The sequence below is a fragment of the Streptomyces sp. NBC_01197 genome (assembly GCF_036010505.1).
Taxonomy (GTDB): Bacteria; Actinomycetota; Actinomycetes; order Streptomycetales; family Streptomycetaceae; genus Streptomyces.
The window spans coordinates 6,484,609-6,498,007 of sequence record NZ_CP108569.1; the positions used below are offsets into that span (position 1 = coordinate 6,484,609).

Consider the following 13,399-nt stretch of genomic DNA (forward strand, 5'->3'; position numbering starts at 1 on the left):
CCTCTCGCGTACGGTGCCGGCACCGGCCCGGGGCGAGCGGATCGCCCGGGATCGTTACCATGGGCTTCCGGACCTGACACGGGGACCCGGACCCTCCCCCAGGCTCCGTCCGGGGGAACCCCCAGAGGAGTGCCCTTGCCAGACGAGGACCGGCCCGCAGCCGCCGCACAGCCCGAGAAGCAGGACCAGAAGGCCGCGGCGGCCCCAGCGACGCCCGAGAAGCCGCCTGCCGGGCAGCCGAAGCCCTCGGCTCCGGTGGTGCGCCCCGGCGGCGCCGCGCCCCTCTCCACGCCCAAGCCCGCATCCCAGGCGCCCGCGCCGGGACCGGCCGTGCAGGGCGCCACCGCGCGCCCCGCCCCGCAGAGCCCGGTAGCGCGCTCCGGCGGCTCGTCCAACCGGGTCAGGGCCAGGCTCGCCCGGCTGGGCGTGCAGCGCTCCTCGCCGTACAACCCGGTACTGGAACCGCTGCTGCGGGCCGTGCGCGGCAACGACCCGAAGATCGAGTCCGCGACGCTGCGGCAGATCGAGCGCGCCTACCAGGTGGCCGAGCGCTGGCACCGCGGGCAGAAGCGCAAGAGCGGCGACCCGTACATCACGCACCCGCTAGCCGTCACCACGATCCTCGCCGAGCTGGGCATGGACCCGGCAACCCTGATGGCGGGGCTGCTGCACGACACCGTCGAGGACACCGAGTACGGCCTGGACACCCTGCGCCGCGACTTCGGCGACCAGGTCGCCCTCCTCGTGGACGGCGTCACCAAGCTGGACAAGGTCAAGTTCGGTGAGGCCGCGCAAGCCGAGACCGTACGCAAGATGGTCGTCGCCATGGCCAAGGACCCGCGCGTCCTGGTCATCAAGCTGGCCGACCGGCTGCACAACATGCGCACCATGCGGTATCTCAAGCGGGAGAAGCAGGAGAAGAAGGCCCGCGAGACCCTGGAGATCTACGCGCCGCTCGCCCACCGCCTGGGCATGAACACCATCAAGTGGGAGCTGGAGGATCTCGCCTTCGCGATCCTCTACCCGAAGATGTACGACGAGATCGTGCGGCTGGTCGCCGAGCGGGCGCCCAAGCGCGACGAGTACCTCGCCATAGTGACCGACGAGGTCCAGTCGGATCTGCGCGCCGCCCGCATCAAGGCCACCGTCACCGGGCGTCCCAAGCACTACTACAGCGTCTACCAGAAGATGATCGTGCGCGGCCGTGACTTCGCGGAGATCTACGACCTGGTGGGCATCCGCATCCTTGTCGACACCGTCCGCGACTGCTACGCGGCGCTCGGCACCGTCCACGCCCGGTGGAACCCGGTCCCGGGGCGGTTCAAGGACTACATCGCGATGCCCAAGTTCAACATGTACCAGTCGCTGCACACCACGGTGATCGGTCCCAGCGGCAAGCCCGTCGAGCTCCAGATCCGTACGTTCGACATGCACCGCCGGGCCGAGTACGGCATCGCCGCGCACTGGAAGTACAAGCAGGAGGCCGTCGCGGGCGCATCCAAGGTGCGCACCGACGTGCCGAAGAGCCCCGGCAAGGGCTCCCGTCAGGACACCGTCAACGACATGGCCTGGCTGCGGCAGCTGCTCGACTGGCAGAAGGAGACCGAGGACCCCAGCGAGTTCCTGGAGTCGCTGCGCTTCGACCTTTCGCGCAACGAGGTCTTCGTGTTCACGCCGAAGGGCGACGTGATCGCGCTGCCCGCCGGCGCGACCCCGGTCGACTTCGCGTACGCCGTCCACACGGAGGTCGGCGACCGGACCATAGGGGCACGGGTCAACGGGCGGCTCGTCCCGCTCGAATCAACCCTCGACAACGGCGACCTGGTCGAGGTCTTCACCTCCAAGGCCGCGGGCGCCGGACCCTCCAGGGACTGGCTGGGCTTCGTCAAGTCGCCCCGGGCCCGCAACAAGATCCGCGCCTGGTTCTCCAAGGAGCGCCGCGAGGAGGCGATCGAGCAGGGCAAGGACGCCATCGCGCGGGCCATGCGCAAGCAGAACCTGCCGATCCAGCGCATCCTCACCGGTGACTCGCTGGTCACGCTGGCGCACGAGATGCGCTACCCGGACATCTCCTCGCTGTACGCGGCGATCGGCGAGGGCCATGTCGCCGCGCAGGGCGTCGTACAGAAACTGGTGCAGGCCCTCGGTGGCGAGGAAGCGGCCAACGAGGACATCGCCGAGAGCACACCGCCGTCGCACGGCCGCAGCAAGCGGCGCGCAAACGCGGACCCCGGTGTGGTCGTCAAGGGCGTCGACGACGTCTGGGTGAAGCTCGCCCGGTGCTGCACACCCGTCCCCGGCGACCCCATCATCGGGTTCGTCACCCGGGGGAGCGGGGTCTCGGTGCACCGCGCGGACTGCGTCAACGTGGACTCGCTTTCGCAGCAGCCCGAGCGGATCCTCGAAGTCGAGTGGGCGCCCACCCAGTCCTCGGTCTTCCTGGTCGCCATCCAGGTCGAGGCCCTGGACCGCTCCCGGCTGCTCTCGGACGTCACCCGCGTCCTCTCCGATCAGCACGTCAACATCCTGTCGGCGGCAGTCCAGACCTCCCGCGACCGGGTGGCCACCTCACGCTTCACCTTCGAGATGGGCGATCCGAAGCACCTCGGGCACGTCCTGAAGGCGGTACGTGGCGTGGAGGGCGTCTACGACGTCTACCGGGTGACATCGGCACGCAGGCCCTGACACCGGAGCCACCACACCACGACATGGCGAAGGGCCTCCCGCCGGGCGGAAGGCCCTTCGCCATGTCCGGGAGACCGGCTGCTTCCGGCTTCTCAGCCGCCGAACTCCTCCAGGCCCTTCATCGCCTGGTCGAGCAGTGCCTGCCGCCCCTCCAGCTCACGGGCGAGCTTGTCCGCCCTGGCGTTGTTGCCTGCCGCACGCGCGGTGTCGATCTGCTTGCGCAGCTTGTCGACCGCGTCCTGCAGCTGTCCCGTCAGGCCCGCGGCCCGGGCACGCGCCTCAGGGTTGGTGCGCCGCCATTCGGTCTCCTCGGCCTCCTGGAGCGCCCGCTCCACCGTGTGCATCCGGCCCTCCACCTTCGGCCGGGCGTCACGCGGTACGTGGCCGATGGCCTCCCAGCGCTCGTTCAGCGCCCGGAACGCGGACCTGGCCGACTTGAGATCCCGTACCGGGAGCAGCTTCTCGGCCTCGACCGCGAGCTCCTCCTTCAGCTTGAGGTTCTCGGACTGCTCGGCGTCCCGCTCGGCGAAGACCTCGCTGCGGGCGGCGAAGAAGACGTCCTGGGCGCCGCGGAAGCGGTTCCACAGGTCGTCCTCGGACTCGCGCTGGGCGCGGCCCGCTGCCTTCCACTCGGTCATCAGATCGCGGTAACGGGCCGCCGTCGCACCCCAGTCGGTCGACCCGGAGAGCGACTCAGCCTCGGCGACCAGCTTCTCCTTGGCCTTGCGGGCGTCCTCACGCTGGGCGTCGAGCGAGGCGAAGTGCGCCTTGCGCCGCTTGGAGAACGCCGACCTGGCGTGCGAGAAGCGGTGCCACAGCTCGTCGTCGGACTTCCGGTCGAGCCGGGGAAGGCCCTTCCAGGTGTCCACCAGCGCCCGCAGCCGCTCACCCGCGGAGCGCCACTGGTCGCTCTGTGCGAGCTCCTCGGCCTCCACGACCAGGGCTTCCTTGGCGTGCTTCGCCTCGTCGGTCTGCCTGGCCTTATGGACCTTGCGCTCCTCACGGCGTGCCTCGACCGTCGAGACCAGCCCGTCCAGCCGCACCCGCAGAGCGTCCAGGTCGCCGACGGCGTGGTGCTCTTCGACCTGCCCGCGCAGGTGGTCGATCGCGGTCTGGGCGTCCTTGGCCGACAGATCGGTGGTCTTCACCCGGCGTTCGAGGAGGCCGATCTCGACGACCAGGCCCTCGTACTTGCGCTCGAAGTAGGCCAGGGCCTCCTCGGGAGAGCCTGCCTGCCAAGAGCCGACGACCTTCTCGCCGTCGGCCGTACGCACGTATACGGTGCCGGTCTCGTCGACACGGCCCCACGGGTCGCTGCTCACAGCGCCTCCATCCACATGATGCCTGCGGAGACTTGTGGGCCCCCGGGCATCGTCCACAGTTTCTTCGGCCGGGCTGCTTGCGCCCCGCACACCGCCAACATAGGCGAACGGCGGGGCGGCTGTCCGCATCCGGTCCATCCGAATATCCCCATATCCCCTGTCCCCGTTCCCTGGTTCCCCCGTTTCCCCGTGGTTCGGGGAGGCCCCCGGCTCAGTCCTTGGTGACGGTGGCCTTCGAGATGGTGACGGCCTTCTTGGGCGCCCCGTCCTGGCTCCCGCCGGTCACTCCGGCCTTGGCCACCGCCTTCACCGTCTTCAGCCCCGCCGTGTCCATCGTCCCGAACGGGGTGTAGGTCGGGGGCAGTTTGCTGTCCTTGTACACGAGGAAGAACTGGCTGCCGCCGGTGTGCGGCTGGCCCGTGTTGGCCATCGCCACCGTGCCGGCCGGGTAGGTCACCGTACCGTCGCTGCCCGCCTTGCCGAGCGCGGTCAGGTTCTCGTCCGGGATGGTGTAGCCGGGCCCGCCCGAGCCGTCACCCTTGGGGTCGCCGCACTGGAGCACGTAGATACCGCTGGTGGTGAGGCGGTGGCACTTGGTCTTGTCGAAGAAGCCCTTGTCCGCGAGCGACTTGAAGGAGTTCACGGTGTGCGGGGTCTTCGCGGCATCCATGACCAGGGAGACCGCACCCTGGTTCGTCTTGAGGGCGAAGGTGTACTTCGCCTTCTTGTCGATCTTCATCGCGGGCTCGGGCGGCCCCGTGCTGCTCGCCGACGGCGACGGGTCCGCGGCCTTGGCGGGGGAGGCCTTGCCGTCGTCGCTCTTGAAGGCCCCGGCCCCCCACGCGATACCGCCCGCCACGACCACCACGGCGACCGCCGACGCGATCACCGCGTTGCGGCGCCGTGCGTTGCGCCGGGCGGTGATGCGGCGTTCCTGCTGCCGCTCGAACTTGTCCCTGGCGAGCTGCCGCCGCCGCTGATCGCTGTTGACCACCGGGTGTTCTCCCTCGTCCGTATGCATGCGTGATTCGCAGGTGTCCGCTACCTGTCCGGGCTAGGCCGTACCGTATATGGGTTCGCTGTGCGGTGAGCGGCGCCGGTAGGCTCTCAGCTGCTGCATTCTCCCGCTGGACCGACATTTAAGGACGATCGTGCTCATTGCCGGGTTCCCCGCCGGGGCCTGGGGGACCAACTGCTATCTGGTCGCCCCCGCCGCCGGTGAGGAGTGCGTGATCATCGACCCGGGCCACCAGGCGGCCCAGGGAGTCGAGGACGCGCTCAGGAAGCATCGGCTCAAGCCAGTGGCGGTCGTTCTCACCCATGGCCACATCGACCATGTGGCATCGGTCGTCCCGGTGTGCGGAGCGCATGACGTCCCGGCGTGGATCCACCCCGCCGACCGCTTCATGATGAGCGACCCGGAGAAGGGCATCGGCCGTTCCATCGGGATGCCGCTGATGGGCGAACTGACCGTCGGTGAACCGGACGACGTCAAGGAGCTGGCCGACGGGAGCGAACTGACCCTCGCCGGCCTGGAGTTCGCCGTCTCGCACGCGCCCGGCCATACCAAGGGGTCGGTGACGTTCAGGATGCCCGGGGCGGCGGACATTCCGCAGATTCTCTTCTCGGGCGACCTGCTCTTCGCCGGCTCCATCGGCCGCACCGACATGCCCGGTGGCGATCACGCCGAGATCCTTGAGTCGCTGGCCCGCGTGTGCCTGCCGCTCGACGACTCGACCGTGGTGCTGCCCGGTCACAACGAGCAGACGACCATCGGCCGCGAGCGCGCCACCAACCCGTATCTGCGGGGCCTGGCCGCTCCCCGACGAGGAATGTGACGACTTTTCCGTGAGTACTTTCCAGGCCCCCAAGGGCACGTACGACCTTCTGCCGCCCTCGTCCGCGAAGTTCCTCGCGGTACGGGCGGCGCTCGCCGCCCCGCTGCGGAACTCCGGCTACGAGTACATCGAGACGCCCGGCTTCGAGAACGTCGAGCTCTTCTCGCGCGGAGTCGGCGAATCCACCGACATCGTCTCCAAGGAGATGTACGTCTTCGAGACGCGCGGCGGCGACCGGCTCGCGCTGCGCCCCGAGGGCACCGCTTCCGTACTGCGTGCCGCGCTGGAGGCCAACCTCCACAAGGCCGGGAACCTGCCGGTCAAGCTCTGGTACTCCGGCTCGTACTACCGCTACGAGCGCCCGCAGAAGGGCCGCTACCGCCACTTCTCGCAGGTGGGCGCCGAGGCGATCGGCACCGAGGACCCCGCGCTCGACGCCGAGATGATCATCCTCGCCGACCAGGCCTACCGCTCGCTCGGCCTGCGCCAGTTCCGCATCCTGCTCAACTCGCTCGGGGACCGCGAGTGCCGCCCGCTCTACCGCGACGCGCTCCAGGGCTTCCTGCGCGGGCTCGACCTGGACGAGGACACCCGGCGGCGGGCCGAGATCAACCCGCTGCGGGTGCTCGACGACAAGCGGGCCGACGTACAGAAGCAGCTGACCGGTGCGCCGATGCTGCGGGACTATCTGTGCGAGGCGTGCAAGGCGTACCACGAGGAGGTCCGCGCCCTGCTGACCGCCGCGGGCGTCGCGTACGAGGACGATGTGAAGCTGGTACGCGGCCTCGACTACTACACCCGCACCACCTTCGAGTTCGTCCACGACGGACTCGGCTCGCAGTCCGCGGTGGGCGGCGGTGGCCGCTACGACGGGCTCTCCGAGATGATCGGCGGTCCCGCGCTGCCCTCGGTGGGCTGGGCGCTCGGCGTGGACCGGACGGTGCTGGCGCTGGAGGCGGAGGGCGTCGAGCTCGAACTGCCCGCCACGACCAGCGTGTTCGCGGTGCCGCTCGGCGAGGAGGCCCGGCGGGTGCTCTTCGGGGTGGTCACCGAGCTGCGCAGGGCGGGCGTCGCCACCGACTTCGCGTTCGGCGGGCGCGGTCTCAAGGGTGCGATGAAGAGCGCCAACCGCAGCGGGGCCCGCTTCACCGTGGTCGCGGGTGAGCGGGATCTCGCCGAGGGCGTCGTCCAGCTCAAGGACATGGAGTCGGGGGAGCAGAGCGCGGTGCGGCTCGACGCCCTCGTCGAAGAGGTCCGCAAGCGGCTCGGCTGAAACCCCACTGCTGAACCCGGCACACCCTGCGGCCCGGGCGGAGACTCTCCGCCCGGGCCGCAGACGCAGGACCGCCACAAAAATCCTGCCTATTCGGGACAAAAGGGGCGGGCGCGTCAACCCGGCGTGTGCCCATACGTCCCGTCGGGCAATTGCGACACATGATCGCCGGGTACGGTTCACGGCGCCCGGACAGGCCGCCCGCCGGACGGCTCCGGCCGCGCCGCGGGCGCGACGGCCTGCGGCCGCCTGGTCGCGCCGGCCTCCCGACGGCCCTCCCGCACCCGCGCTCCCGGACACCTCCTCGGATCGAATGCCCAGGTCGCAGCGGGTCCGCCGGAATGGCGACGCCGTATACCGGGTGCCGACCGCGCTCTCCGGCCGGGCCCGCCACCCGGCCGGAGAGCCTCCCGGTGGGCGGGCCGCCCGGCGCGGGCGTCGGCACTTCCTTATCTCCATCGAACAGTGCGAACCCCGCGCGGTGCGGCACAATGAGCCTGCCCACAGGCCACAGGAGCGATGGATCGGCATGATGACGACGACAGTGGTTGACGACGTGTCCGCGCAGCAGCAGGACGGGAAGACCGGCGCGAGCCGTGCCTTCGGCTGGCTTCTGGTGATCACCGGCGCCGCCGGGCTACTCGCGGCATGGGTCATCACCCTCGACGAGTTCAAGCTCCTGAAGAACCCGAACTTCACCCCCGGCTGCAGCCTCAACCCGGTGGTGTCCTGCGGCAACGTGATGAAGAGCGCGCAGGCCTCGGTCTTCGGCTTCCCCAACCCGATGCTGGGCCTTGCCACCTACGCGGTCGTGATCGGCGTCGGCATGAGCCTGATCGCGGGCGGCCGTTACAGCCGCTGGTACTGGCTGACGTTCAACGCGGGCTGCCTCTTCGGCGTCGGCTTCGTCACCTGGCTCCAGTACCAGTCCCTGTACAACATCAACTCGCTCTGCCTCTGGTGCTGCCTGGCCTGGGTGGGCACGGTCACCCTCTTCTGGTACGTCACATCGCACAACATCCGGCACGGCCTGCTGCCCGCCCCCGGCTGGCTGCGGAGCTTCTTCGGCGAGTTCACCTGGGTGCTGCCGGTCGTGCACATCGGGATCATCGGCATGCTGATCCTCACCCGCTGGTGGGACTTCTGGACCGGGGCGCACTGACTCCGCACCGACCCGGCACTGACCCCGCGGAGGCCGGCCCCGGGCGGGCCGGTCCCGGCCGCGACCCGGCGGCGTTGTCAGTGGAGTGACATAGGGTTTTCTACGTGGAACCCGATCTGTTCACCGCCGCGGCCGAAGAGCGCCAGGAGAAGGACCCGTCCAGCAGCCCCCTGGCTGTACGGATGCGTCCGCGCACCCTGGACGAAGTGGTGGGCCAGCAGCACCTTCTGAAGCAGGGCTCACCACTGCGACGGCTCGTCGGCGAGTCCGGCGGCGGGCCTGCCGGTCCCTCGTCCGTGCTGCTCTGGGGGCCGCCGGGCATCGGCAAGACGACCCTCGCCTACGTCGTGAGTCAGGCCACCCGGAAGCGGTTCGTCGAGCTCTCCGCCATCACGGCGGGCGTCAAGGAAGTCCGCGCCGTCATCGACGGCGCGCGCAGAGCCTCGGGAGGATACGGCAAGGAGACCGTCCTCTTCCTCGACGAGATCCACCGCTTCAGCAAGGCCCAGCAGGACTCACTGCTCCCCGCGGTCGAGAACCGCTGGGTCACGCTGGTCGCCGCGACGACCGAGAACCCGTACTTCTCGATCATCTCGCCGCTGCTCTCCAGGTCCCTGCTGCTCACCCTCGAATCGCTCACCGACGACGACCTGCGGTCGCTGCTGCACCGGGCACTCACCGAGGAGCGCGGGCTCGGCGGCGCCGTCACGCTGGCGCCCGAGGCCGAGGCGCATCTGCTGCGGATCTCCGGCGGCGACGCCCGTCGCGCCCTCACCGCGCTCGAAGCGGCGGCCGGCGCGGCCATGGCCAAGTCCGAGCCGGAGATCACACTCGGGACGCTGGAGGAGACGGTCGACCGTGCAGCGGTGGCGTACGACCGTGACGGCGACCAGCACTACGACGTGGCGAGCGCCCTGATCAAGTCGATCCGCGGCTCCGATGTGGACGCCGCCCTGCACTATCTGGCCCGCATGATCGAGGCGGGGGAGGATCCGAGGTTCATCGCCAGACGGCTGATGATCTCCGCCAGTGAGGACATCGGACTGGCGGACCCCACCGCGCTGCCCACCGCGGTCGCCGCCGCCCAGGCGGTCGCGCTGATCGGCTTCCCCGAGGCCGCGCTCACCCTCAGCCACGCCACGATCGCGCTGGCGCTGGCCCCCAAGTCGAACGCGGCGACGACAGCGATCTCCGCCGCCCGCGCCGATGTGCGCGCGGGCCTCGTCGGGCCGGTTCCGGCACATCTGCGCGACGGGCACTACAAGGGTGCGGCCAAGCTCGGCCACGCCCAGGGCTACGTCTATCCGCACGACGTCCCGGGCGCCATCGCCGCCCAGCAGTACGCCCCGGACTCCGTTCGGGGCAAGCGCTACTACGAGCCCACCCGGTACGGCGCCGAGGCGCGGTACGCAGACGTGGTCGAGAAGGTACGGGAGCGGCTGTCGGGCGAAGGCGTGGACGGCCGCCAGTGACGACGTCGGCCGGGTGCCCCGGCGGCGGCTTCGGTCCTGGTCGTCAGCAGTACCGCGGAGCAGGTACTCTGTACGAGAGTTCGTGTGCGCTCGGCTGCTGACGGCATCCGGGCGGTTTCAAGTCCGCTGGGACGCGGCTGACCACGATCTGATCGGACCTCCGTCGCGTCGACGCCCAGAGCGTCGGCCTTCTTTGTGCTGTCCGTGATGTGACTGGTTGTTCCCCGGGCGAGACACGCGATCTCCTTGAGCAAGGTGAGTCAAACCAACCATGGAGGTCTGGAGAACGTGCCTAACCAGTCGCGTCCCAAGGTCAAGAAGTCACGCGCGCTCGGTATCGCGCTGACGCCGAAGGCTGTCAAGTACTTCGAGGCCCGTCCGTACCCGCCGGGCGAGCACGGCCGTGGCCGCAAGCAGAACTCGGACTACAAGGTCCGTCTGCTGGAGAAGCAGCGTCTGCGCGCCCAGTACGACATCAGCGAGCGCCAGATGGCGCGCGCCTACGACCGCGCCAAGAAGGCCGAAGGCAAGACGGGCGAGGCGCTGGTCGTCGAGCTCGAGCGCCGTCTCGACGCCCTGGTCCTGCGTTCGGGCATCGCCCGCACCATCTACCAGGCCCGTCAGATGGTCGTCCACGGTCACATCCAGGTCAACGGCGGCAAGGTCGACAAGCCGTCGTTCCGCGTCCGTCCCGACGACGTCGTGATGGTCCGCGAGCGCAGCCGCGAGAAGGTCCCCTTCCAGGTTGCCCGTGAGGGTGGCTACGACACCGAGGGCGAGACCCCGCGCTACCTCCAGGTGAACCTGAAGGCCCTGGCCTTCCGCCTGGACCGCGACCCGAACCGCAAGGAAATCCCGGTCATCTGCGACGAGCAGCTGGTCGTCGAGTACTACGCCCGCTGATCCGGACGTACCTCGCGCTTCACCGCTTCGGCCCGTCGTCCCCTCGCTCCTTGCGGAGCAGGGGGCGGCGGGTCTTCGCGTGCCGCCGGGCCGTGCAGCGCTCGCGCCACCGCGGCGTCCCGGCTCAGCTGCGCACCCCGCGCCAGGAAACTCTCGTAGACCTCGGGCCCCAGCTTGCGGCGGGCCCCTTCCTCGCACCGCTGATGCGGTGCGCTGTAGTACGCCGAGCCGAAGAGCGGCAGCCCCACCGATGACCAGAGCCGGCCGGCCGCGCCCTGCAGCAGCGCGGCCTCCGTGGCCTCGCCGCACTCCAGGGCGAGCAGTGCCATCAGCTCCAGGGCGAGCACCGTGCCGAGCTGGTCATGGAAGGCGTGGCTGGTGGTGAGGCTCTCGGACAGCAGCTCGCGAGAGCTCGCCGCCCGGCCGTCGGACCAGGCCTCGAAGGCCAGTACGTACAGCGCGTAGGCCCGCGCCCAGCGCTCGCCGTGGTCCTCGCAGACCGCCACGACGTCCTGGCAGATGGCGACCGCCTCGGCGAGCCGGCCGCGGAAGCACACCGCCATCGCCAGCTCGACCTGCCCCATCAGGACGTTGCTGTTGAGTTCGCCGAGCTCCCGGTACTGCCCGATCGCCTCGCGCAGCAGTTCCTCCGCGCGCGGCATGTCATCGGTGACCAGTGCCAGACAGCCGGTCCTGTGCAGCGCGTACGCGGCCGCCACCGGGTCACCGGTGTGCTGTGCCGCCTCGTGGCACTCGTGGAGGGCGGCCACCGCGGCCACCGAGTCGCCCTGGAGCACCGCCACGTACCCCAGGACCCAGAGCGACTTGAGCCGTGCGCCGTCGTGCCCGCCCTCCGCCTCCAGTGCATGCTCCAGCCAGTGCCGGCCCTCGGCGAGACGCCCGCAGCCCGCCCAGTAGAACCAGAGCGTCCCTGCCAGGTACTGCGCCAGATGCACGTCCCCGGAGTGTTCGAGTGAGAACTCCAACGCGCCCCGCAGGTTGGGCAGTTCACTCTCCACCCGGACCGCGATCCCGGCCTGCCGGGGGCTGAACCAGTCCAGCTCGCACCAGGTGGCCAGCCCCAGGAACCAGTCGCGGTGGCGCCGCCCGAGCCGCTCGGTGTCCCCGGTCGCGGCCAGCCACTGCGCCCCGTAATCCCGGATCGTGCCGAGCATCCGGTAGCGGACGCCCGCCGGGGTGTCCTCCCGGACCAGCACGGACTGTGCCAGCAGTTCGCCCAGCACCTCCAGGATGGTGTCGGACGGCAGTTCCGGGCCGCCGCAGATGTACTCGGCCGCCTCCAGGTCGAACTGCCCGGGGAACACGGAGAGCCGCGCCCAGAGCAACCGCTGCTCCGGGGTGCACAGTTCATGGCTCCAGCCGATCGCCGTGCGTAGCGTCCGGTGGCGCGGCAGCACCCCCCTGCCGCCCCCGGTCAGTAACCGGAACCGGTCGTCGAGCCTGGCCAGCAGCTGCTCGACCGAGAGGGCCCGCATCCGCCCCGCCGCCAGCTCCAGCGCGAGCGGGATCCCGTCCAGCCGCCGGCACACCTCCGCCACCTGTGCGGCGTCGCCCCGGGCGAACCGGAATCCGGGCCGGGCCGCCGAGACACGGTCGGTGAAGAGCCGTACGGCGTCCCGGTCCCGCATCGGCCCCAGCGGGAGGGTCAGCTCGCCATCGATCTCCAGGGGCCGCCTGCCGACCGCGATCACCCGCAGCCCCGGCGCTCCGCGCAGCAGGGTGAGAAGCAGTCCGGCGCACGCGTCGACCAGGAAGTCGAAGCCGTCGACCACCAACAGCAGCTCCCGCCCGGCGAGATGGCGGGCCAGCACCTCGCGCGGCGGTCTGCTCGTGTGGTCGGTCAGCCGCAGGGCCTCGACCAGGGTGTGCTCGATCAGCTCCGGGTCGCGCAGGGCGGACAGCTCGGCCAGCCACACCCCGTCGCAGAACCGTTCCTGCAGAGTTCCCGCCACCCGCGTCGCCAGCCGTGTCTTGCCCATGCCGCCGACTCCGACCACCGTGACCAGCCGGGAGGAGCCGATGAGTCTCGCCAGCTCGGCGGCTTCGGCCCTGCGCCCCACGAACCGGCTGAGCTCTGCCGGAAGGCTGCCGGGGGCGGTCCGATGGCCGGTCGAGTCGCTTCGCATAGAACACGGAGAGTACGCGGAGGCGAGCACTACGTACAATCCGATACGGGAACTCCCGGCGCGCCCAGCGGATATCCGGTACAGGGGCGGAGTTCCGGCGCGATAGGCTCGGAATCCGTAATCGACGTGACCAACGACGTGACTTCCGACGACCAGAGAGCGGTGCAACGTGTCCGGTGGAGAGGTGGCCGGCATCCTGGTGGCCGTCTTCTGGGCGATCCTGGTCTCCTTCCTCGCCGTGGTGCTGGTGAGACTGGCCCAGACGCTCAGGACGACCACCAAGCTGGTGGCGGAGGTGACGGAGCAGGCCGTGCCCCTGCTCGCCGGCGCCTCCACGGCCGTCCGGTCGGCACAGACCCAGCTGGAGCGGGTCGACGCCATCGCGACCGATGTGCAGGAGGTCACCTCCAACGCGTCGGCGCTCTCCACGACCGTCGCGTCGACCTTCGGCGGACCGCTGGTGAAGGTCGCGGCCTTCGGCTACGGCGTCCGCCGGGCCCTCGGGCGCAAGGGCGAAGCGGCGCCGAAGAGTCGCCGCCCGGTGATCGTCGGCCGCACGGTGCCGGCCCCACGGCGCAGGAAGCGGAAGGGCTGACG

Annotated in this window: 10 protein-coding genes; 7 read left to right on the plus strand and 3 right to left on the minus strand. The window is 70.3% G+C overall.

The window, feature by feature from the left end; genetic code table 11:
• The first annotated feature begins 135 nt into the window (after window positions 1–135).
• Window positions 136–2,685, plus strand: coding sequence for a RelA/SpoT family protein (locus OG452_RS29860; RefSeq protein ID WP_327298657.1), 2,550 nt, complete (start codon window positions 136–138; stop codon window positions 2,683–2,685).
• A 92-nt stretch (window positions 2,686–2,777) separates the two neighbouring features.
• Here OG452_RS29860 and OG452_RS29865 read toward each other — a convergent pair whose 3' ends face one another.
• Together OG452_RS29865 and OG452_RS29870 are read right to left on the minus strand one after the other, a co-directional pair.
• Window positions 2,778–4,007 carry a DUF349 domain-containing protein gene (locus tag OG452_RS29865; protein ID WP_327298658.1) on the minus strand — a complete coding sequence of 410 codons (1,230 nt, stop codon included), beginning with the start codon at window positions 4,005–4,007 and terminating at the stop codon, window positions 2,778–2,780.
• A gap of 211 nt (window positions 4,008–4,218) precedes the next feature.
• The gene (locus OG452_RS29870) at window positions 4,219–5,001 is read right to left on the minus strand and encodes a peptidylprolyl isomerase (RefSeq protein ID WP_327299827.1); all 783 of its coding nucleotides are present in this window, start codon (window positions 4,999–5,001) and stop codon (window positions 4,219–4,221) included.
• A 157-nt stretch (window positions 5,002–5,158) separates the two neighbouring features.
• Between OG452_RS29870 and OG452_RS29875 the strand changes: the two genes are divergently transcribed.
• From OG452_RS29875 to rpsD, 5 genes are all read left to right on the plus strand, one after another.
• The gene (locus tag OG452_RS29875; protein ID WP_327298659.1) at window positions 5,159–5,845 is read left to right on the plus strand and encodes an MBL fold metallo-hydrolase; all 687 of its coding nucleotides are present in this window, start codon (window positions 5,159–5,161) and stop codon (window positions 5,843–5,845) included.
• 10 nt (window positions 5,846–5,855) lie between these two features.
• The gene (gene hisS / locus OG452_RS29880; protein WP_327298660.1) at window positions 5,856–7,118 is read left to right on the plus strand and encodes a histidine--tRNA ligase; all 1,263 of its coding nucleotides are present in this window, start codon (window positions 5,856–5,858) and stop codon (window positions 7,116–7,118) included.
• Between the two features lie 529 nt (window positions 7,119–7,647).
• Window positions 7,648–8,280 (plus strand): vitamin K epoxide reductase family protein, encoded by a 633-nt coding sequence (locus tag OG452_RS29885; RefSeq protein WP_405560171.1) that lies wholly within the window; start codon window positions 7,648–7,650, stop codon window positions 8,278–8,280.
• Between the two features lie 104 nt (window positions 8,281–8,384).
• Window positions 8,385–9,752 (plus strand): replication-associated recombination protein A, encoded by a 1,368-nt coding sequence (locus OG452_RS29890; protein ID WP_327298662.1) that lies wholly within the window; start codon window positions 8,385–8,387, stop codon window positions 9,750–9,752.
• A gap of 288 nt (window positions 9,753–10,040) precedes the next feature.
• On the plus strand, window positions 10,041–10,655 hold the full coding sequence (rpsD, locus tag OG452_RS29895) for a 30S ribosomal protein S4 (protein WP_164265384.1): 615 nt from the start codon (window positions 10,041–10,043) through the stop codon (window positions 10,653–10,655).
• Here the strand turns inward: rpsD and OG452_RS29900 are convergent.
• Window positions 10,643–12,802 carry an ATP-binding protein gene (locus OG452_RS29900; protein WP_327298663.1) on the minus strand — a complete coding sequence of 720 codons (2,160 nt, stop codon included), beginning with the start codon at window positions 12,800–12,802 and terminating at the stop codon, window positions 10,643–10,645. The two genes, rpsD and OG452_RS29900, sit on opposite strands and share 13 nt — an antisense overlap.
• 169 nt (window positions 12,803–12,971) lie before the next feature.
• Between OG452_RS29900 and OG452_RS29905 the strand changes: the two genes are divergently transcribed.
• On the plus strand, window positions 12,972–13,397 hold the full coding sequence (locus tag OG452_RS29905) for a DUF948 domain-containing protein (protein WP_327298664.1): 426 nt from the start codon (window positions 12,972–12,974) through the stop codon (window positions 13,395–13,397).
• The last annotated feature ends 2 nt before the right edge of the window (window positions 13,398–13,399 follow it).

Coding starts and splice junctions, on each gene's coding strand:
- OG452_RS29885 (WP_405560171.1), top strand. CDS start 7,648: ATGATGACGACGACAGTGGTTGACGACGTGTCCGCGCAGCAGCAGGAC.
- OG452_RS29900 (WP_327298663.1), bottom strand. CDS start 12,802: ATGCGAAGCGACTCGACCGGCCATCGGACCGCCCCCGGCAGCCTTCCG.